This is a genomic window from Mycetocola sp. CAN_C7 (assembly GCF_015752285.1).
GTDB lineage: Bacteria > Actinomycetota > Actinomycetes > Actinomycetales > Microbacteriaceae > Mycetocola_A.
In genome coordinates this window covers 1-19,631 of record NZ_JADOUY010000006.1, presented here as the reverse complement: position 1 = coordinate 19,631, position 19,631 = coordinate 1, and the positions used below count along the sequence as shown (strand labels likewise).

26 protein-coding genes are annotated in these 19,631 nt (G+C 63.9%); 11 read left to right on the top strand and 15 right to left on the bottom strand.

All coding sequences use genetic code 11. The annotated features are described in order from the left end of the window. The first annotated feature begins 3 nt into the window (after positions 1-3). Both IWX78_RS13480 and IWX78_RS13475 read left to right on the top strand, forming a co-directional pair. Positions 4-420, top strand: coding sequence for a pyridoxamine 5'-phosphate oxidase family protein (locus tag IWX78_RS13480; protein WP_196834073.1), 417 nt, complete (start codon positions 4-6; stop codon positions 418-420). Between the two features lie 56 nt (positions 421-476). Further along, on the top strand, positions 477-914 hold the full coding sequence (locus tag IWX78_RS13475; protein WP_196834072.1) for a VOC family protein: 438 nt from the start codon (positions 477-479) through the stop codon (positions 912-914). A gap of 78 nt (positions 915-992) precedes the next feature. Here IWX78_RS13475 and IWX78_RS13470 read toward each other — a convergent pair whose 3' ends face one another. Next, entirely contained in the window at positions 993-1,559 is a 567-nt protein-coding gene (locus tag IWX78_RS13470) for a GrpB family protein (protein WP_196834071.1), read from the bottom strand. 52 nt (positions 1,560-1,611) lie between these two features. Here IWX78_RS13470 and IWX78_RS13465 point away from each other — a divergent pair, with 52 nt between their 5' ends. Beyond that, positions 1,612-1,806 carry a hypothetical protein gene (locus IWX78_RS13465; RefSeq protein WP_196834070.1) on the top strand — a complete coding sequence of 65 codons (195 nt, stop codon included), beginning with the start codon at positions 1,612-1,614 and terminating at the stop codon, positions 1,804-1,806. A 27-nt stretch (positions 1,807-1,833) separates the two neighbouring features. On the opposite strand, the gene IWX78_RS13460 is transcribed toward IWX78_RS13465, so the two are convergent. Continuing rightward, positions 1,834-2,187, bottom strand: coding sequence for a hypothetical protein (locus IWX78_RS13460; RefSeq protein ID WP_196834069.1), 354 nt, complete (start codon positions 2,185-2,187; stop codon positions 1,834-1,836). A gap of 92 nt (positions 2,188-2,279) precedes the next feature. Here IWX78_RS13460 and IWX78_RS13455 point away from each other — a divergent pair, with 92 nt between their 5' ends. Then, a complete protein-coding gene (locus tag IWX78_RS13455; RefSeq protein WP_196834068.1) occupies positions 2,280-3,377 on the top strand; it encodes an SDR family oxidoreductase in 1,098 nt (365 codons plus the stop codon). Between the two features lie 11 nt (positions 3,378-3,388). On the opposite strand, the gene IWX78_RS13450 is transcribed toward IWX78_RS13455, so the two are convergent. The 6 genes from IWX78_RS13450 to IWX78_RS13425 form a co-directional block, all read right to left on the bottom strand. Further along, positions 3,389-4,282: an NAD-dependent epimerase/dehydratase family protein gene (locus tag IWX78_RS13450; protein WP_196834067.1), complete on the bottom strand. Its 894-nt coding sequence runs from the start codon at positions 4,280-4,282 to the stop codon at positions 3,389-3,391. 153 nt (positions 4,283-4,435) lie between these two features. Continuing rightward, positions 4,436-5,107 (bottom strand): VOC family protein, encoded by a 672-nt coding sequence (locus tag IWX78_RS13445; RefSeq protein WP_196834066.1) that lies wholly within the window; start codon positions 5,105-5,107, stop codon positions 4,436-4,438. Positions 5,108-5,138: 31 nt separating this feature from the next. Beyond that, entirely contained in the window at positions 5,139-5,942 is an 804-nt protein-coding gene (locus tag IWX78_RS13440; protein WP_196834065.1) for an alpha/beta fold hydrolase, read from the bottom strand. 98 nt (positions 5,943-6,040) lie between these two features. Then, positions 6,041-6,490 carry an SRPBCC family protein gene (locus tag IWX78_RS13435; RefSeq protein WP_196834064.1) on the bottom strand — a complete coding sequence of 150 codons (450 nt, stop codon included), beginning with the start codon at positions 6,488-6,490 and terminating at the stop codon, positions 6,041-6,043. Positions 6,491-6,560: 70 nt separating this feature from the next. Next, complete coding sequence (locus tag IWX78_RS13430; RefSeq protein WP_196834293.1) at positions 6,561-7,223, bottom strand: cation diffusion facilitator family transporter; 663 nt, start codon at positions 7,221-7,223, stop codon at positions 6,561-6,563. Then, complete coding sequence (locus tag IWX78_RS13425; RefSeq protein WP_196834063.1) at positions 7,220-7,564, bottom strand: ArsR/SmtB family transcription factor; 345 nt, start codon at positions 7,562-7,564, stop codon at positions 7,220-7,222. Before IWX78_RS13425 ends, IWX78_RS13430 begins: the two co-directional genes overlap by 4 nt. A gap of 136 nt (positions 7,565-7,700) precedes the next feature. Between IWX78_RS13425 and IWX78_RS13420 the strand changes: the two genes are divergently transcribed. Next, the gene (locus tag IWX78_RS13420; RefSeq protein ID WP_334684743.1) at positions 7,701-8,621 is read left to right on the top strand and encodes a ketopantoate reductase family protein; all 921 of its coding nucleotides are present in this window, start codon (positions 7,701-7,703) and stop codon (positions 8,619-8,621) included. A 208-nt stretch (positions 8,622-8,829) separates the two neighbouring features. After that, positions 8,830-10,104 (top strand): glycosyltransferase, encoded by a 1,275-nt coding sequence (locus IWX78_RS13415; RefSeq protein ID WP_196834062.1) that lies wholly within the window; start codon positions 8,830-8,832, stop codon positions 10,102-10,104. A gap of 57 nt (positions 10,105-10,161) precedes the next feature. Here IWX78_RS13415 and IWX78_RS13410 read toward each other — a convergent pair whose 3' ends face one another. Continuing rightward, positions 10,162-11,076, bottom strand: a complete 915-nt coding sequence (locus IWX78_RS13410) for a serine hydrolase (RefSeq protein WP_196834061.1) — start codon at positions 11,074-11,076, stop codon at positions 10,162-10,164. Next, positions 11,073-11,957 (bottom strand): LysR family transcriptional regulator, encoded by an 885-nt coding sequence (locus tag IWX78_RS13405; RefSeq protein ID WP_196834060.1) that lies wholly within the window; start codon positions 11,955-11,957, stop codon positions 11,073-11,075. The genes IWX78_RS13410 and IWX78_RS13405 overlap by 4 nt, the downstream gene beginning before the upstream one ends. 79 nt (positions 11,958-12,036) lie before the next feature. Between IWX78_RS13405 and bla the strand changes: the two genes are divergently transcribed. The 3 genes from bla to IWX78_RS16460 are packed head-to-tail and all read left to right on the top strand — an operon-like array spanning position 12,037 to position 14,475. Further along, the gene (gene bla, locus IWX78_RS13400) at positions 12,037-12,984 is read left to right on the top strand and encodes a class A beta-lactamase (protein ID WP_196834059.1); all 948 of its coding nucleotides are present in this window, start codon (positions 12,037-12,039) and stop codon (positions 12,982-12,984) included. Next, positions 12,984-13,925, top strand: a complete 942-nt coding sequence (locus IWX78_RS13395; protein ID WP_196834058.1) for a hypothetical protein — start codon at positions 12,984-12,986, stop codon at positions 13,923-13,925. The genes bla and IWX78_RS13395 overlap by 1 nt, the downstream gene beginning before the upstream one ends. Before the next feature lie 7 nt (positions 13,926-13,932). Next, the gene (locus IWX78_RS16460) at positions 13,933-14,475 is read left to right on the top strand and encodes a bleomycin resistance protein (protein WP_442929255.1); all 543 of its coding nucleotides are present in this window, start codon (positions 13,933-13,935) and stop codon (positions 14,473-14,475) included. Between the two features lie 22 nt (positions 14,476-14,497). On the opposite strand, the gene IWX78_RS13385 is transcribed toward IWX78_RS16460, so the two are convergent. Then, positions 14,498-14,725, bottom strand: a complete 228-nt coding sequence (locus tag IWX78_RS13385; protein WP_196834056.1) for an RNA-binding S4 domain-containing protein — start codon at positions 14,723-14,725, stop codon at positions 14,498-14,500. Positions 14,726-14,834: 109 nt separating this feature from the next. Then, a complete protein-coding gene (locus tag IWX78_RS13380; RefSeq protein WP_196834055.1) occupies positions 14,835-15,575 on the bottom strand; it encodes an alpha/beta fold hydrolase in 741 nt (246 codons plus the stop codon). 73 nt (positions 15,576-15,648) lie between these two features. Here IWX78_RS13380 and IWX78_RS13375 point away from each other — a divergent pair, with 73 nt between their 5' ends. Beyond that, positions 15,649-16,347: a helix-turn-helix transcriptional regulator gene (locus IWX78_RS13375; RefSeq protein ID WP_196834054.1), complete on the top strand. Its 699-nt coding sequence runs from the start codon at positions 15,649-15,651 to the stop codon at positions 16,345-16,347. Between the two features lie 67 nt (positions 16,348-16,414). On the opposite strand, the gene IWX78_RS13370 is transcribed toward IWX78_RS13375, so the two are convergent. Then, positions 16,415-16,975, bottom strand: a complete 561-nt coding sequence (locus IWX78_RS13370) for a GAD-like domain-containing protein (RefSeq protein WP_196834053.1) — start codon at positions 16,973-16,975, stop codon at positions 16,415-16,417. Positions 16,976-17,261: 286 nt separating this feature from the next. Between IWX78_RS13370 and IWX78_RS13365 the strand changes: the two genes are divergently transcribed. Further along, the gene (locus tag IWX78_RS13365; protein ID WP_196834052.1) at positions 17,262-17,771 is read left to right on the top strand and encodes a DUF2231 domain-containing protein; all 510 of its coding nucleotides are present in this window, start codon (positions 17,262-17,264) and stop codon (positions 17,769-17,771) included. Between the two features lie 27 nt (positions 17,772-17,798). Here IWX78_RS13365 and IWX78_RS13360 read toward each other — a convergent pair whose 3' ends face one another. Beyond that, positions 17,799-18,413, bottom strand: a complete 615-nt coding sequence (locus tag IWX78_RS13360) for a class I SAM-dependent methyltransferase (protein ID WP_196834051.1) — start codon at positions 18,411-18,413, stop codon at positions 17,799-17,801. 172 nt (positions 18,414-18,585) lie between these two features. Next, on the bottom strand, positions 18,586-19,467 hold the full coding sequence (locus IWX78_RS13355; protein WP_196834050.1) for a vanadium-dependent haloperoxidase: 882 nt from the start codon (positions 19,465-19,467) through the stop codon (positions 18,586-18,588). Positions 19,468-19,631 lie beyond the last annotated feature (164 nt).

The following is a 19,631-nucleotide window of genomic DNA, read 5'->3' as shown; positions in this document are numbered from 1 at the left end:
TGGGTGACTTCGTGGAAACCCGACTGGGCGGCCTTTCCCCCGCTCCTCCTGAATTTCTGGGCCGAGCGGCACCTCTGCGCCCTCGCCACTCTGCGCGCTGACGGTCGACCTCACCTCGTCCCGGTCGGTGTCGCTCTCGACCTCGAACAGCGGTGCGCCTGGGTGATCACCAACGACCGCTCGCACAAGGTGAAACACCTGGCCGGCGACGACAGGGTCGCAGCCAGTCAGGTGGACGGACGACACTGGTCGACGATCGAAGGGACGGCCCGTGTGCTGACCGACGACGCCTCCGTCGCGCGCGCCGTGGCCTGCTACTCCACGCGCTACCGCGAACCACGACCCAACCCTTCTCGCGTCGCTCTACGGGTTGAGATCGACCGCTTCCTGGTGTCCCCCGGCTTCCTGCCGATTGACTAGCGGACGGCCTGCCTTTTCTGGGCCGCTGGAGCGATCGGCTTGGTAGCGTGCAATGCATGGCTATCACATTGGAGAACGTCGGCATCGCCGTTCGCGACCTCGACGCGACAATCGCCTTCTTCACCGACCTCGGGCTCACGGTCATCGGCCGTGACGAGGTCAGCGGTGAGTGGACAGATACCGCTGTCGGGCTCGATGGCAACCACGCCAGGATCGCGATGCTTCAAACGCCAGACGGCCACGGTCGCCTTGAGCTGTTCGAATACATCCACCCCGAAGCCATCGAAACAGAGCCCACCCTTCCCAACGAAATCGGCATGCACCGTGTCGCGTTCTCTGTCGACGACATCGACGAAGCCCTCAAGATCGCCGCCAGCCACGGATGCCGTCCGCTCCGCGGGGTGGCGACCTATCAGGATGTCTACAAACTCACCTATGTCCGCGGTCCGAGCGGCATCATCGTGATGCTCGCCGAGGAGCTGAAGAAGCAGTGACGGGCGGATCACGTGCAGGGTTTATCGCTGCTACCTGCCCGTCGCGCTCGGATCTGCCAGCGGGCGTGGCGAGCAACGTCACTCGTTGCGTTCTGCTCGCGCCCGTTCCTTGATCGCGACGATCACGTCGGTTTTCGCGTCCGCGTAATCGTTCATGTCGACCCATGGCTTACTGAGCAACGCCCTCTTGGTGCTCTCGTACAGGGCACGGTCGCCTGCATCGGTGCGAAGGCGATCGCGGAGGAGCAGGTACGCGTCGATGGCAGGAGCACCTCGCTCGTACAGGTGCACATGGACGTCGCGTGTCGGCGTTCGAACGAGACGGTGGCCCGGCTCGCGGACTCGCAGATCGTATCCCGTGGCGATGAGCGGGTCGAGGTAATCCTCTTCGGCGGTGATGTCATCCACCACGACGACGATGTCGACGATCGGCTTCGCTGCCAAACCTGGTACGGACGTCGAACCGATGTGTTCGATCTCGATTCTCTGTCCTGCTAGAGCCTTCCGAATCCGCGCCCGGTGTTCGGTGAAAATGTCCACCCAGCGGTGGTCGGGGCTGTGCAGCCCGATCCTGGGGGCCTCGGCACCCCCGACGATCTCGACCGTCGTAACGTCTGGTCGACGCGAGCTGTCAGGGATATCCACCCGAACATGATCGCATGACACGGCTATGGCCACACGGCGCTATACGCTGTGGATGTCACCGACCGAAGGGATTCCCGTGTCTCACCACAGCGAGCACTCCGCACAGGGGCACACTCCCGATCCGGATGGGAGGACCATCCCGGAGCTTGAGGTCGACGAGACCATAGCGCCGCGGCCGGAGGAAGAGATCGCCGACGCCATGCGGGCCGAACCGGACGTCGAGGACCACAGCCAGCATCCCGAGTGACGACGCCCGGCGTCTCGAGCCGAATCGCTACCGCGACAGCGGGCGAAGCTGGTCCTCAGTGACAGGAAATGAAACGGTGTAATAGATCTGGGGCGCGTTCATGTCGCCCCAGTCATCCTTCTTCACGCGGATCGCGACGGGTGATACTTCGGCGATACGCACCCGAAGCCAGCCTCCGCCGTCGAGGCGCAACTCATGTGGGTCGGCAAGGTAGCCCAGTCCAAGTTCGTCCAGAGTTTCCTCCGCGTGCATCCAGTCCACGACGTCCGTTTTCCTGCGGCCGAGCAGATCGATAGCGACGAATCCCTCGTCGACGGGTTTCATCCACCCCACTCGCTCCCCATCGCTCGCGCGTCGATGTTCTATCCAGTCTGCTTCCATGCCCCAAGGGTAACGATCGCGAAGGCAGGGGTTCCCGCCGGCAAGCTGCGGCTGGGCGGAATAGATCGTTCGGCTCTCATCTTGTAGCGAGGATGACCGCACACGCGAACAACTCTGCCAACGGATCGAAGACCGCCCTCGTCGTTGGGGCATCCGGCATCACGGGGTCGGCCCTCGTCGATCAACTCAGCCGTGACGGGTGGGAGGTGCTGGCGCTGTCTCGTCGCGCCACGACTAGCGAGAATGTGCGAGGCATCGCCGCTGATCTGCGCGATCGGGCAAGCTTGCGAGCTGCCCTCGCGGCGGAACACCCGACGCACGTGTTTTTCACCGCCTGGCAGCGGCAGGCCACGGAGGTCGAAAACATCGCGGTCAATGGTGCGATGGTCCGCGACCTGCTCGCCGCTCTCGCACATGCACCTCTCGAGCACGTGGCATTGGTCACCGGACTCAAGCATTACCTCGGCCCGTTCGAGGCGTATGCCGCGGGAAAGATGCCCGATACCCCCTTCAGGGAGGAAGCCGCCAGGCTCGACACCCCGAACTTCTACTACGCGCAGGAGGACGAACTTTTCGCCGCCGCCGCACTCCAGGGGTTCACCTGGTCGGTGCATCGATCGCACACCGTCATCGGCCACGCTGTCGGGAACGCGATGAACATGGGTTTGACCATCGCCGTCCAGGCGACGTTGGCGAAACACCTCGGTCTGCCGTTCGTCTTCCCCGGCAGCGCGGCTCAATGGAACGGCCTCACTGACATGACCGATGCGGGAGTCCTCGCTGAGCAGATGGTCTGGGCCTCGACCGAGCCTGCTGGGCGGGATGAGGCATTCAACATTGTCAACGGAGATGTCTTCCGCTGGCGTTGGATGTGGCCACGGCTTGCCGACCTCCTCGGCGTGCCCGCAGACCAGGTCGTCGGATTCGCAGGCGAAGCGCGGCCGCTGGAAATGCAGATGGCTGAGCACGTTCAGCACTGGCCGGCTATCGCTGCCGAGTATGGCTTGATCGAGAGCGATATCTCACGGCTCGCATCGTGGTGGCACACCGATGCTGATCTCGGACGCGAGATGGAAGTCGTGACGGATATGGGCAAGAGCCGGGCCGCGGGATTCCTCAGCTTCCGTCGGACAGATCAGGCATTCGCCGACCTGTTCGATCGCTACCGTGCCGACCGGCTCATTCCCTGAAGACGATCTCGTCAGCGTGATCCGCTGATACGCAGGTCTCGCCAGTGGAAACCTCCCGCTTCCGGTAGCGCCGCGCGGATCTGGACCTCGTTGAATGGGAGCCGTGGGCGCAGTTCATCCGGGAGCTCTGCGGCGGGCATCGCAGCATCGGTGACCCCTTCGGCCAGCATCCTCGCCTGTGCTTTCGCCAGCAGCGGCACCTTCATCGTCCATTCGGTGAACTGGGCCAGGACAGAGTGGAATGCGACGGGCAACGGGACGATGGTGAGGCGCCGGTCGAGCACGCGCGCGACTCGGCGAGCTGCCTCGCTCAAGAGCAGAGTCTCGCCACCGCGAACGGCAACGGTCTGGTTACGGAGGCCGGTGCCGAGAGCAGCGACCACAACGCCCACCAGCTCATCGACCGGGATGGGGCTGATCGTCTTTTCCCGGAGCCCGACTGACGCGAAGAGCGGAATCGTCTGGATGGTGCGACTCAGGTGATCGACCAAGTGGTCGCCGTGGCCGTAGATCATTCCGGCCTTGAGGATCGTGTACTCCATCCCTGACGAACGAACCAGCTCTTCTGCTGCCCACTTCGACTCATGGTAGGCCGAGCCCGTTCCCGGGCGGGCGCGCAGGAAGCTGAGCAGGACGATCTTTCGCACACCCGCGCGCCGAGCCGCTTCAAGAACCGCAGCCGTGCCCTGAACATGGACCCGGTCGAAGGTCTGCTCACCCAGTTCACGATTGATGCCTGCACAGTGTGCGATTGCGTCGCACCCCTCAAATGCTCGAGCCAGCGCGTCCACGTCGTCGATGGGCGTACCCGACCTACGCGAGACTATGGCCACATCGGTTGAGGGAAATCGGCTCGCAAGATGACTGCCCACGAATCCGGTTCCACCGGTGATCGCTACTCGCATGCTTCGACTATGGCCCAATCCTCTGCTCAACCGACGCATTTCTGCGCTCGCGTTGCCGAGAGCGCAGTAGTGGCTCGAAGACCGGCCACAACTGCACACTCGATTCACGAATCAGCCTTTGCGGGGAAAAGACACGCGCAGTTCGCCTAAACGTCATTCGTCGGTGTCGGTCCAGGATGCGATGTCGACGCCGTGATTGTCGGGCGACGCGAGCGACCACCAGTCTGGAGCATGCGAATCATCGACAAGTCGCCCTCCCGCGGCGAGCGCGGAATCCACTCGCGCCTGAGCCTGGTCCGCCGCCACGAAGACGTCGAAGTGCGTCCGGCCTCTCGCCACAGAGTCGCCGGTGATCGGGTTGAAGGCGAGCTGCGGTCCGCAGCGCAATGGGTCGACAGCATCCGTGTCGCCGAAGGCCTCGTAACCCAGCGCGGCGGTGAAGAACGGCCGCACGTCGGCCTGGGAATGCTGGGCGACATAGATACCGATCGACTGCGCCAGCGACGGGTCGGCGGTCAGCAGCAGGTCGGTGGCGGCCCGGGACACGGTGGCCGCAAATTCCACGGCTGCCGCGGGGATGCCATCCGTGCTGCGATACGGGACGCGCACGACAACTCCCTCGGGGCGCACGTCGACGTCCGGGAGTATATCGAATCGCTCGGCGGCAGCGACGGTCGGGCCGATGAGGCTTGCCGCGTGGGAGAGGGAGGACGCGGTGAAGACGGCCTGCGGGCCTGTGGCCGTGACGCGCCAATCGGAGATGCCCCCGGCCCGGTGGAACTCGGCCGCTGAGATCCATCCCGTCCCGCTGGTTGACTCGTCCATGGCAACTCCTTCGACAGTCGTCGGTATCGCGCTACTTCATATGTGATGGTGGGTGCGCACGGCAGAATTCGCGCACGGCGTTGTTCACCGCTCCGGGCCGCTCGAGACTGCTCAGGTGGCCCGCGCCCTCGACCACCACAAGTGTCGAGTCAGGGATCGCTCCTTCGAACTGGCGGGCAACGCTCAGCGGTGAACGAGCATCAAACTGTCCCCAGACCAGCAGCGCCGGGACTGATATGTGAGGCAGCAGATCGCATAAGTCGGCCTCAACCATGATGTCGAGTTGGAACCCGAGGGTGGCGGGGCGGACATCGGCGGCGATGGCGGCGAGCAGGGGCACGAACTCGGGCGGCGGATCGCCAGCGAAGAGTCCGGAGAACGTCGGGTCGAAGTCCCCCGGAGGCGAAGTGAGCTTCTGACGGGTGTCTGCGACCCGCGCACGTATCTCCGCTGCGGGTAGCGAGCCCTTCCAGCCGGCGTAGGTGTCGATCATGATCAGGGTTGCGACGAGCCCGGGATGACGGCGGTACAGCTCGAGCGCCACAGTGCCGCCCCAAGACTGGCCTGCGACGTGTGCCGGCCCGAGCTCGAGCGTTTCGATCAGGATCGCGAGCCGGTCCGCTATGCCTGCCAACCCGAAGCTCTGCGGAAGGTCGGACGATCGACCGGACCCAGGCTCGTCCCAGGCCACGACAGTGAATTCGTCGGACAGCTCGACGACCTGCGGCTGCCAGATGCGACTGTCCTCTGCCGCACCGTGGACGAAGACCAGCGGTGGTCCCTTCCCGACCCGCTCGTAGGCGATCCGGACGCCATCTGCTTCGACGAACTCCACGTTTGAACCATACTCGGCCGTACAGCGCGAAGCATCCGTGTTTCTGGCTGCGATCATCTGGTTCGACAGTTACCAGGAGACCCAACTTTTTGGGTTGTCTACCAGTCGACGTCTCGCAAGAATGAGTTCCGGTGCTCGATCAGCCGTCGCATGTATCTGGCCAGGACAAGTCGCTCCGCTGCCCGGCCGAGAAATCCCAGTGGTGCCGCGAACGAAACCCGGTCGATCATCAATGTCCCTGCTCCGTGCCGATGAAACAGATGCTCATGTCGGAAGTACGTGAACGGCCCGCGGACCTGCTCGTCGGTGAACCTGTGCGGCGCATCCATCTCCGTGATTCGACTCGTCATGCGAAGCGGCAGGCCGAAGTGCCATGCGCGCCACGTGACCTCCTGGCCGAGACCGATCAGTCCGGATCGAACTCCGCCGACGGCCCTCTCCCGGGATGCTCTCATCGACTCCGTGTGAGCGGTGATGTCACGGGACAGGTCGAAGAGGCGATCAACGGCCAGCATCGACTCCGTGCTGCATTCGAACGAGACCGCCATAGGGCACAAGCTACCAGCGGCTCGCGTCGCAACACTGTTTCTCTGGGGCTTCCGATGTTCGCTTCACGGCTCAGTGGTCGTCATGCTCGTCTTCGAGAAGCATCCCGACCGAGGTGGCGCAGGCGTCACCTCGCCACGCCTCGATGCCCTCGCGGATCGCGAACACGGCGATGACGAGGCCCGCGATAGCGTCGGCCCACCACCACCCGAACAGACTGTTCACGATCAAGCCGACGAGGACCGCCGCGGAGAGGTAGGTGCAGATGAGGGTCTGTTTCGAGTCAGCGACAGCCGAGGCTGACCCGAGCTCGCGGCCCGCGCGCCGTTCGGCGAACGAAAGGAACGGCATGATGAGCACGCTCAGGGCTGTGATGACGATGCCCAGAGTGGAATGCTCGACACGGACCTGACCGACGAGTGCTAGCAGCGAAGAGACCGTCACATAGGCGGCGAGCGCGAAGAACGCGACAGCGATGACACGCAGAGTGCCCTTTTCCCAGCGTTCCGGGTCGCGGCGAGTGAACTGCCACGCCACAGCTGCCGCCGAGAGAACCTCAATAGTGGAGTCCAGACCAAATCCGACCAGCGCAGCGGACGAAGCAATCGTCCCAGCACTGATCGCAACGACGGCCTCAATCAGGTTGTACGCAATCGTCCCGGCCACGATCCACCGAATACGGCGCTGAAGGACGTGCTTTCGGGCATCAGCGAGGACAGGCGCGGCGGTCGTCATGCGCACGTGCAGCGGTCTCCGGCACAGCAGCCAGGTTCGACATACAGCACCACGCGCAGCAACTCGTCGAGTGCCGGGGCAAGGTGTGGATCAGCGAGTCGGTACCAGGTTCGCCGCCCGTCGGGTACGGCCTCCACGAGGCCGCAACCGCGAAGACAGGCGAGCTGGTTCGACATGACCTGCCGCGACACGTTGAGTGCATCAGCGAGATCCGAAGGATAAGCCGGCGCCTCACGCAGAGCGAGCAGCACTCCCACCCTCGTGGTGTCCGAAAGGGCGTGGCCCAGCCGGGCAAGAGCAGCAGTGTGGGTCACCGTCGCGGTGGTGGCAGCGATCGTCATGATCAGAACAGTACACAACTTTGTGAATTAACGGAACGCTGTAATAAGCAACGCTTTCACCTCCCCCGTTCGGCGGACATCGACTTTCGCAGTGCACCGGCTGTCAGATCGTTTCCGGAGGGGACCCACCGCCGTAGTGACCGACCCCGTCGGGACCGCGACCGCTGCTAGGTTGTTGGGGGTGACTGAGAAACCTGTGATTGCCGTTGTCGGACCAGGAGCAGTTGGGGGTCTTCTGGCGTGGCTTCTTCATCGGCATGGGGAAAACGTCATTGTCGTCGGCCGGAAGGCATCAGTCGAGACGATCAACTCCCTCGGCATCCGTGTCTCCAGCACAATGTTCGGCGGTGGAACCGAATTCGTTCCGGCACGCGAAACCGTTCCCCAACGGGCGAGCGTCATTCTCACGGTCAAAACATTCGGACTGGACGACAGCCTGAACCTGATCGCCGCGGGCACGCCTCGGGATGTGCTGTCCCTGATGAACGGAGTCGGGCACGCAGAGACGCTGTCAGAGAGACTTGACGGCATCCCGGTTTCCGCCGGCAGCATCGCGGTCGAGGCGAGCCGGTCACCGGGTGGGGCCATTGAGCACAAGAGCCCGTTCATCCGTCTCGCGGTGCCCTCTCATTCCAAGGAATTTGCGTCGGTGCGGGCCCTGGCTGAAACCGTTGCTGAGTTCACTGTCGGAGGAACCGACGCGGAAGTGCTCTGGCGCAAGTTCCGCTTCCTCGCACCCCTGGCTCTGTTGACCTCGTACTGGCAAACCGCTCTGGGCGAAGCCCTCGAGAAGGATCCTGCACTCACTCAAGCTGTCCTTTCCGAGGTCGTCGCATGCGAGGTCGCCGACGGCGTGTCCGACACTGTCGAATCGCTCGCGGCCACCCTGTCGGGCCTACCGCAAAGCATGCGTTCCTCGCTACAAGCTGATCTCACGGCGGGCCGGTTGAGCGAACTCGACGCGATCGGCGGGGAACTGGTCCGCCAGGCAGCGCGCCACAGCATCGCCATTCCGGGCATCGAAAAGGTCGTTTCCGAATTATCGGAGAGCCGCTGAGCTCGATCCGACGGCACCAGATACCTCGGTCGGCATCCCACGCGGTGTGACGCTACGACCACCCCGGTCGTGTGCCGGATGCTCAGCACTCTCTGCGGCCGATTCGCAGACCAATCCCCCACGTGACTGTGGCCTCACTACGTTGTAGTCTTGCGCCTAGGAGTGCCGGGAAGCCTGGTCGGCGAGTAATCGTCGATTGGATTGAGCCGTGCGAGTTCTTATCTTCACCTTCGGCACCCGAGGCGACATTGATCCGTTCGCTGCTCTCGCCGAGCGGCTTGGTGCGTCCGGCCACGTTGCCGTGCTTGCGGCTCCCGAGCCGTACCGTGATGCGGTCTCCTCTCGTGTCGGCTTCGAACCGATGGCAACGGAGATGCACCGGGTCATGCGTAGCGGCATGGCCGAACTGCGCGGTCCGGGGCAGGCCCTGACGCTGGCTCGACAAATGTTGACGGGGATGCGCACGTCGCTTGACGAACAATTGGACATCGCCGAACGAGTCCGACCAACCGTGATCGTCGCGCACCCCAAGGCCCTCGGTGGCCTCCACATCGCTGAGCGTCTCGGCATCCCTTTCGTCGCCTCCATTCCGCTTCCGTTCCTCACGCCCACGAATGCCTTCCCCGTGCCGTTCCTCGTGCGCCCGCTTCCGTGGCGCCTGAACCGGCTCACCTACCACTTCAACCGCTTCACGGCACTGGCGTACGGCGGAATGATCAACAAATTTCGTCGTGAACATCTCGGCCTGCGGCGCATGAGCCGGGTCAGCGACTACCTGACGATGCGAGGCGATGCTCCTGCAGCCGTGCTCTATTCGTTCAGCCGGCACGTCGTCCCGGTACCGGGCGACTACCCCGCCACGGCGCACGTCACCGGGTACTGGTTCAGAGAAACTGCCTCGACGTGGGAGCCGCCAAGAGATCTCCTGAACTTTCTCCAGGGCAGTCGGCCGGTCATCTATGTCGGTTTCGGGAGCATGGGATTTGGTGCGAAAGCTGAAGAGCGCGGCCGAATCGTGCTTGAGGCTCTCCAGGAAGTCGGTGTGCGGGCCGTGGTTGCAACCGGTTGGGGCTCCGTTGCCGCGCAATCGACGGACGACGTCTTCGTCGTTGATGATGTGCCGCACGAGTGGCTGTTCCCCCGAGTACTCGCCGTCGTCCATCACGGAGGGTCCGGCACCACGGCAGCCGCCCTGCGTGCCGGGAAGCCCATGCTGATCTGCCCGGTTCTGGGCGACCAACCGTTCTGGGGCCGACGTATCCACGACCTCGGCGCAGGGCCACGCCCGCTACCCTTGCGCAGCGCGACTCCTGACACCCTCGCGGCACGAATCGTGGAGCTGATCTCACAGCAGGAGTACGCGACCGCGTCGGCAGCCATCGGCGAGCAAGTCGCAGCGGAGGATGGCACCGGTAACGCGGTCGAGGTGCTTCAGCAGGTCGAGGCGGCCTTCGCTGCTCGTCGTCTGGCGCCGAACTCATAAGACCCGCCACAAAAAATGACGCCTCTCGCGCAACTGCCGGCAGGGCGAAGAATTCAGTTAAACGAGTTCATCGTGGAGGATGCGCGCAGCGTGACCCATCGCCTGCTCTGCGGACGGTTGGATGACGGCGGGTACCGAGCTGCGAGTGAGCGCAACGACAACGAGGGTCTCGCCGCTCCCGTGTTCGACCACGCCCGCTTCGTGACGAAGGTGGACGAAAGAACCCGTTTTCGAGTACCAGGCGGATGTGTCGGCTGAGAAGTCTGGCGCGAGGCGTTGTCGGAAGACGTTTGCGGCGAGCATGTCGCGTAGCGGTGCTGCCACTGCGTCGTCGATGCTTCCGTTCCAAAGCATCTGGAGGAGATCGGCGAGCCCGCGAGCCGTCCCGGCGTTTGCGCGCTCGATATCAAGTTGGGGCAAGGGAGAGGGATGCCCCTGGATACTTGCGGCGACAACGAGCGAATGCACCGTGGCAGCGTCGAGGGATCGCGTTTGGGTCGCAAGGGAAGCATAAAGCTCTCCGATCGGATGCCGAAGGACGATGCCGCTCGTCCCGATGGCCTGAAGCCACCTTGTGACGTTGCCCGGGGAGACGAGGCGGAAAAGTGCATCGGCTGCCGTGTTGTCGCTGAGTTCGATTGCGAGCCGAATGAGGTCTCCGACGGCGATCGCCGCCGGGTGCGTGAAGCGGGCAAGGCCCGGACCGCCCAGGGATCGGTTTGCGACATCGATGCGCACCGGTGTGCTCAGATCCAGCTCACCACGATGTGCGGCGTCGAGGGCGGCCGCGGCGAGTGGCAACTTGGCGACGGAGGCAAGCGGAAACGGGCGATCAGCGTCGAGCGCGAGCTCGTGTCCCGTGCCGAGGTGCCGCACCAAAAGGGACCCCGACAGTCCCGCCGTCTCAAGAACGTGACCTGCTCGGCGTAGGGCTCTCGCCCCCGCGCGGGAGTCCTGCATCGGGATGCTCACGATTGCTCTTCACTGACGCCGCCGAGCGCCGCAGCGATGTCCTGCCGGAGGGCAGTATCGAACAGCTTCGCGGCGTCAGGCGTGAGTGACTCGAGCCGGTACGCCCGAGACACCCCGAGTTCACGAACCGCGAACCATGGCATTCGCCACGCGGCCGCCTGCTCCCGGGTACAGAGGAGCCAGTCGTCGCCTGCGAGCGCTCCGGTGAGCGCGCGGACAACACCTGCACTTTCGTAAACCTGGTGCGCTGCCAACCCGGATTCCGCAGCGGCGGCTCTCACAGTGGAAAGGAGTGGCGTCGACGCATCCTCCGCCAACACGGCAATACGCGAAGCTGCGCGGGGCCCCAGCGCCCGCGTCGGTCGTAGAGCCGTTAGTGTGAGCGGCCGTAACCGATCGGTAGCTTGTGCGAGCCCCAAGGGCACCATCCAATCGGCACGTGCCGTCTCGACGGGAAGAATGGCGGCATCCGCTTCCCCTAGCCGAAACCGCAAAGAACGTCGCTCCCGGTCGTCTTCTTCGATCTCCAGGTCCGTGCCCGCTCCCAGCGCTCTTAACCGAAGAGCCGCCCACAAGGCAGGATCCAGGTCTTTAGGTACGAGGAGGCGGACGGTGCCGCGACGATGGGACTCTGCAGCATCAAGAAACGAACGCTCCGCGCTCAGCAGCGCCTGCGCGTGCCCGAGAACGGCAGCGCCGAGAGGCGTCAGCCGCACCTGACGTGTGCTCCGCTCAAACAACGCTCCGCCGAGTCGCGTCTCGAGCGCGGCGACGCGTCGACTCACCACGGGCTGGTTCGTTCGCTCGTCATGCGCGGCCGCTGAAAAACTCTGTCGGCGGGCTACCGCGACGAACGAGCGGGCACCACTGAGAACATCCATCCCCTAATTATGCTGTTGTCACATCAATCTCGTCGTTTTTGGCTTTGAGCACATCACGGTCTCCGCTCAGACTGGGGCCATGAAACCATTTTCCTCATCTCAGCCGGAGATCCGGCCCTTCGACCCGACCCGTCGCGGGGTTCTCATGCTCGGTGCAAGCGGACTTCTCGCTACCACGCTCATCGCGACTGGCAGGCCGGTGGCGGCAGAGGAAAAGCAGCACGGAAAGGGGCCGGGCCTCCGGCGCCTCGACCGGGCGCTCAGCGACCTCGAATCGGAGACGGGCGTCACGATCGGTGTTGCCGCAGGACAACATGGACGCGGCCCATACACCTACCGAGGCGGTGATGCCTTCCCGATGTGCTCCCTTTTCAAAACGCTCGTGGTCGCTCGGCTGCTGCGCGACCACGCATACGACGATGAGTTCTGGAAGCGGCGTGTTTCGTTCCGTGAGGATCAGATTGTCGAGAATTCCATCATCTGCGATGCTGACGAGGATCGGAATATGAGTGTCGAGGAACTCGCGGACGCGGCGCTCCGCTTCAGCGATAACACGGCCGGTAATCTTCTGCTCGAACTCATCGGCGGTCCATTGCAGATCGGGGCATACGCTACATCACTCGGTGCGCGATCGACGAGACTAGACCGCTGGGAACCTGAGCTCAACGAAGCGATCCCCGGTGATCTCCGCGACACCAGCACACCGTCCGACATCCGGAAACTGTACGAGACCGTCCTGCTCGGCGAGGCGCTGAGCACGCTTGGCCAGGCAAGACTTCGTGCCTGGATGCTCCGCAACGCGACCGCCGGCAAACGGCTCGGGGCGGCCCTTCCACCGGGATCCGAACTCGCCGACAAGACCGCCGCGGGCGGCTTCGGGGTCGTGAGCGACGCCGGTGTCGTGTGGCAGGAGGGGCACACTCCCCTCACGATCGCGGTGATGACCCGGACCGACGATGCCGACGCGCCCAACGACAACTCGGTGGTTGCGCGTGCCGGAAAGCTGATCATCGAGGAACTTTTCTGATGGGCGGTCACAAACCAGCCCGTGTCATTCCCGTTGTTGTCGGACTCGCGATAGGTTTCGTCTCGGCCGCGCTCCCGATCGCGCCATGGCTTGCCACCGGCGCAACACTGCCGCTGCAGAACCTCTGGCAGACGAGCGTCCTGCCAGAGGACATGCCATTCAGCCTTCTGCCCGTGAACCAGTACTACGCGATTCGAATAGCGGTGATCCTGGTCGTCGGCGGAGCCCTCGCCGGCCTGACCATACGCTTCGTCAGGTGGGCGGCGGGAGTGCCGTCTTGGTCGGCTTCTGCCGGCCTCCTCCTCGCCCACGGTATCGCCATCATTCAAAGTTTCGTTGCCGTCGCCGACGGTCTGGGGATAGCCGAAACGCAGTCGGATCCTCGACCGTTGCTCTACTTCGGCGGAATGCTGAGCGGCACCGTTGTTGCCGCGCTGCTAGCGCAGGGCGTATTCTGGCTGGCATCCCGGCGGGCCGTCGGTCCCGTCACCCTTGCCCTGACCCTTTCCGCCGTGCCATTTGCATCCTGGATCGTGGACGCAGTTACGATGCTCAGCGCTCCCGCCGGTCCTTCGCTTGAGATCTCGTCAATCTCGCGCTGGCTTCCGGCGATCATTGTGGGCGCCGCGCTCGGCTGGTGCGGTGTTCGCCCACTCCATCGGCTAGGGATCTGGCTGATCTCTCTTGCCGCCCTCTGGATCACGCCCGCACTCTTCACGTCCCTCTGGAACGCACTTGGGATGCGCATCCTTGACGGCGATCTTCGAGCGATGAAAGAGGTAGCGACCCAGATTTTCCCCCTCGCTTTGAGCATCGGCGCGCTCCCGGTGCTTCTCGCCCTGGTTCTAGGCGGAATTATCAGCGGTGCGCAAGTGACGATTCATCGTCGCGCGCTCAGGTCAGGAGCAGCAGACGGCCACACCGCGCACCCAACGAAGTGACTCGGGAATGCTGCGGCACGGCCGCGGGGCAACGCGCCGAGGTCAAACCACAGTTTTCGCATCCCGTCGCGGCCCCACATCTGATCGACTTGAGGATCCAGGGTGCGATGATGAGGCGGTGACTAGTGACCTCGATCCTGCGTTGGTTCCCGAGCTACTTGTGTCCGATGTTGATAGAAGCATCGAGTTCTGGTGCAGCGTTTGCGGGTTCGAGGTCCGCTACTCCCGACCGGAAGAGCGGTTCGCGTACATCGCGCTCGGCACAGCGCACGTAATGCTCGAACAGGTCGGCGTGGGCAGGAACTGGGTCGCCGCCCAACTTGAAGCGCCATTCGGCCGAGGTATCAACCTCCAGATCACCGTTCCCGACGCCGACAGGATTGCCGATGCGCTTGCAGGTGCCGGAGTCGAATTGTTCATGCAGCTCGAAAGCAAGTGGTACCTCACCGGTGACGAGGAAGCCGGTGTACAGCAGTTCGTCGTCTCCGATCCGGACGGCTATCTGATCCGATTTCAGTCGCCTCTCGGACGACGTGCGACCGTCCGATAGCCTCACGCGAGCGGGACCGTCCTCACGGGCAGACGCGAACCCTGCGTCCATCGAAGCTGACGATGTCGCCGAGCTGCAGTTGCTTTCCGCGTCGGCGCTCAACCTCGCCATTCACGGCCACAAGGCCGTCGATGATGGCCTCTTTCACGTTTCCGCCGGAATCGAGGAGGCCAGCGAATTTCAGGAACTGCCCGAGGCGAATGGCCTCACCACCGATCGCCACGTCGCCGATCGGAGCTGGATTCGTCATCCCCGAATGTTAGTCGACCGGATGCCGCTCTCAAGCAGATCGCTCAACGGAAACGTTCAGTGGGAGCCGGTTGCTTTAGCGGTGCCCGTCAGACCGGTGCTTCAGCAGCTCAGTTGGTTCGAGAAGCCGCTGACTGAATGGCCTGGGCAAGGTCGCGGGGACGGCTCCACATGGGCCAATGCCCGGTCGGGAGGTCAATGACGTCGAGGTGCTCGATGTTCGCGACTTCGGCAAACATGGCATGGCCTGCGCGGGCCAGCTCCAGCACCTGCGCGCTCGGGAGCGAGCAGCACACCAAGGTGGTCGGGACCTTGCGGCGGGCATCGCTCGTGAGCTCGACGGGCTGACGAAGCACGGGCCCGGGCTCAGGGACGGCCCGGACCCGGAAACGCTCGAGGACCTCTGCGCTCAGGCCTTCGAGGCTCGCCTGCTGTGCGAGGACGTCGAAGGGTGGCAGCGGAAGCTCCTCCAAATCCTCCGGGAGGTCTGGGGCGAAGACGCTTCCCGTCGCCACCGGGCCGGAGTCGACCCACACCACCCGATGAACAAGCTCAGGGTGCCGGTCAAGGACGAGGCTGACGGGAGCGTTCGCCCCACTGTGAGCGACGATAATCGCAGGCTCATCCTCGGAGACCCCGAGCCGAGCGAAAACGTTCAGGACCGCTGCTGCTTGATCGTCGAGAGTCTTCGCCGCACGCTCGGGATCGTCCCCATCGAGACCAGGCAGCGTCATCGCGATTGCCCGAGAGTGGTCGGTTTTCAGGTGTTCAATTACTTCATCCCACGCCCAAGCGCCCAGCCAGTGGCCGGCGATGAGAATGATGGTCGGACTGCTCGTCGTAGTTGTCATGTCAATACCTTCGCAGGCCCTATGGGCAGGTGTATGTCACTATTTATGTCATGAATTTGATGCGGACTGAACAGTGAAGCGAGCAGAACGACTCCATGCACTGTCCGAGATGCTGCGCCGGAACCGAACACGGGGTTACTCCGCGGAGCGGCTGGCGAGAGAGTTCGGCGTGTCCGTGCGCACAGTCAAGAGAGACCTCGTTGCGCTCGAGAACAGCGGCGCGCCCGTATGGTCGCGCCCAGGTCCGGGCGGTGGTTACGGACTGGCGGTAGGCGCGTCCCTGCCGCCTGTCAGCCTGTCCCCGGCGCAGGCCGTAGCGCTCATGGCGGCTGTGTCCGCTGCACCCGATGCCCCCTACGCCGATCTGGCAGCAGCCGGGATCCAGAAGATACTGGACGTCCTCGATCCCAGAACCCGAGCACGAGCCGACGAGCTGGCCGGCCGCGTCTGGGTCAACTCGATTCCCCCCTCTTCGCGCGCAATCAGCTCGGCGCTGGAGGAAGCGATGTCCGAGCAGCGAGTAGTCCGCCTTCGCTACACATCGAGAAATGGGACCATGACCAACCGCGACGTCGAACCCGTGCTGTTCGCCTCCACGAACGGCCAGTGGTATCTAGTCGGGTGGTGCCGACTGCGCGACGCAATGCGATGGTTCTCCGTGTCGCGCATCGAGCGAGCCAGCGTAACCAAGACAGCGTGCAGCGGCCATACCGTCCACGAGGTCGGAGAACCCCCAGCGAACGCCAGACCAGTGCACGGTCGGGAGGAGTGAGCCGCTCAATGAACCTTCCGGTCAGTACAGCTAGTGGCGGCGCTCGATGTGGTCTTTTGCAGCCTTCTCAATGCTCGATCGGTCCGAGCAGGGCGATTGCGACCTGGATCGCCGAGATGGTCTTGCCGGGCAACAGCGTGTCGACCGTGCCGGGGCCGCCGAGCGCGGGCAGCGGGGTGAAGATGAACGACTCGTCGTACGGCAGCTCGCCGTGGAGCGCGACGGCCTCGAGATACGGCTGCCATGCAAGCGTCCTGGACAAGTGCTTGCCGGTGAAGCGGATGGCCGGGGTCAGAAACGACGTCAAGCGGGAGCCGAGGCCGGTCGTCGTTGCGCTCCGGTAGAGGATCGCGACGACGCTTCGGTCATCCTCCCAGGTGATGAGGTCGCCAAGCGCCGTCGCCATGATGGGGACTGCTACGCCGTCGCCGGTCACCTTTCCGATCCGTTCGCCGATCGCGTCGGCGTACAGGACCGGGTCGATGACCCGCAGGAAGCCGTTCGCGAAGCTCCCGAGTCCGTGCTCCGCCCAGATGTCGACGAGCTCACCCGGGACTCGATCGCGGTAGGCGTCGATGGAAGTTCTAGGCATCGGTGCGTGCGGCACGAAATCGGGGATGTCGATCACGAGCGCCAGCCTATCGGCCCCGATGGTGTCACCTTCTGGGAGGAAAGAACGCGAATCTGGCTCGCGATCGTCTGCTGCTGGTCGATCACGTCGACGCGGACGATCTCAGGGGTACGCGGGTGCGGGTCGAAAATTGCCCGAGCCGCGCTGTTCCTTACGACCTTGATATCGGCTCGGCTGTCCCTATACAGCCGCCAAGCGTCGGCGTACGGTAACGATCATGAACAGATCGTCACTGCCGCAGCGCCTAGCCCGGGCCGTGGGCGATAGCCCCTTCTCAGAGCGGTTGGCTGACGCCCAGGAGCTGGTGTACGGGCCGATTCTCGACTGGGCACGGCGCAGCGTATTCCAGACCAACTACCTTGGCCACTCTGTACATCCGCTACTCACTGACCTGACCCTCGGGTGCTGGGTCAGCGCTTCACTCCTTGACCTGGCCGGTGGATCTCAGGCACGTCGCGGTGCCACCCTTTTGGTTGGAGTTGGGCTGGCGGCGGCAGTTCCGACCGCTATCGCAGGAGCCAGTGATTGGGCCGAATTAAAAGGCGACGAGCGTCGGATCGGTGCGGTGCACGGACTAGGCGCCGACGCCGCCATCTTTCTCTTCCTCGGCTCCCTGATCTCGCGGAAGCTCGGCCATTACACCCTGGGGACGGGGCTCAGCCTGGCAGGAAACGCCATCGTGGCAGGAGCCGGCTTTCTGGGTGGGCACCTGGCGCTCAATCGCGGAACCGCCCGCCGGACCACTGCTCTCGCGGAGAGTGAACAAACACAACTCCCCCGGCCCACAAGCTGATGCGTTAGCGACGACGTACAAGAACGCTTAGAGGGAAGGGCCACTGAGGCGGCGAGCGATGATCGCCGCGTGTGGGCGTTGGCCGGGATCGACTCGGGTATGCGTCTCGACTATCTCGAAGCCTGCAGCGGCCAAAGCATCATGCATCAGCGGGACCGGCCAGCAGTAGGCCGTAACGACGGCATGGTCGAAGGCGTCGATTTGGTCGCCTTCGAAGAACCCGAGAAGCAGTGTTCCCGTGGGTCGGATGCAGCGGGCGAACTCGTTGAGCAGCGCCGGCACATCATGCGGCGGGGTGTGGATGAGCGAGTACCAGGAGAGGATCGCGGCCAGTGCGCCATCATCGGCCGGTAGCGCTTCGAGGGTTGCGACTCGAAACGGAACCTCAGGAAATCGGGCAGGGGCGCCACCGATGAACTCACTCACCATGTCGACACCTTCGACCGCCACCCCGTGGTCGTGCAGAAACTTTGTCCAGTGGCCAGGGCCGCATCCGGCGTCCATCGTCGGGCCGCCGATATCTCGAGCCCACCCAGAGACGAGGTTCTGGTCTTCTTCCGCCATCGCGGAGAGCGAGCCGAGCGCCTCCGTGTACTCCGCAGCTCTTTGCCCGTAAGCCAGTCGCACTGCATCCGTCAGCATGCACCCGACCTATCTGCGGCGTCGGCGACAACGAGCACGGACGCGAGCGGGATGCCGGTCCGCCAGCGTTCCGGCAGCTTGATGTGGTTCTCAAGCACCGGGTTCACGACGCCTTCCCTCGAGACCAGCCGCAATCCCGGTCTCTGGCGTTCGATCGATACGGTCCCTGCTGTCAGCCCACCGGACGGAACTGGGTCGAAATTACCCAGTCCGACGCCTTGTGCGCGACTTCGTTCGCGAATCCCATCGAGGCACGAACGTGGAGTCCGAGCCAGACTCGTGCGTCCATCGCATCCTGGTCCCAGGCATCGGTGCTGTCGTAATGCCTCGTCGTCGTCGAAGCCACAAGGGCCGGAATGTCTATGTCGAGAGAATCCTCGCCGAAGAGGTATCCGAAGACGTTGGATGTCGAGCCGGTCACGCAAGCGTGCCCACTTGCATAGTCGGAGTAGGGCGGAGTCTGAACCATAGGCGTCCAAGTGGGGTCAGCCACGGTTGCATCGTTGCCGTCGGTGTCTGCCTCGCGGATAGCGGTGATCGGGCGCCAAGTGGGAACGTCGAATTTCGCACGCCAGCACGTGATCAATGCGTCGGCGGTCGACGTTCCAAGCAGTGCAAACGCTCGTGCACTGTCGACGATGTTCAGCCCCCGTCGTGTCACAGCGTCACGCATGGCCGCGTGATACTGCGGTACCGGGTTGGCGCTGAAGAACCGGGCGATCTCTGTCTGCACGTCATTCCGCGCTGAGCCCGTCAGTGAGCCATATGCTTTCACCTCGGCGAAATCCGCAGCGTAAGCCTCGCTGTCGAGCGGGTACGGCTCGGGGAGCTCGAATTGGGTTGCCGACTCGAGCGCCAGCGGGCGCACGAAGCCCAACCAGGGAACCGCGAAAGGAAGGAAGGCATCCGGGGTGGGACGCCAGACTCCAACGGCGGGTTCGACATCGAACGTGACCGGGGCATTGAGCCCGTCCTCGTGCCGCGAGCGGATGAGGGATGCCGCAGCTGACGCTCCGGCCAGGATCCCGCGAGCGAGCGCTTTGTCCTTCGGCATCCCGGACAGCGTCTTCAGATAATCGGCGCGGAGTGCCCGTGCCGAGAGAGGGAAGTAGTAGCGGAGTACTGGAGTGGTCCCCGAAAGTTGGACACCGAATCTAGGTTCTTTCTTCAGGGAGTAGTCAGATGTACTCGAAAAGCACGTTGAGTTACCCCGACGCA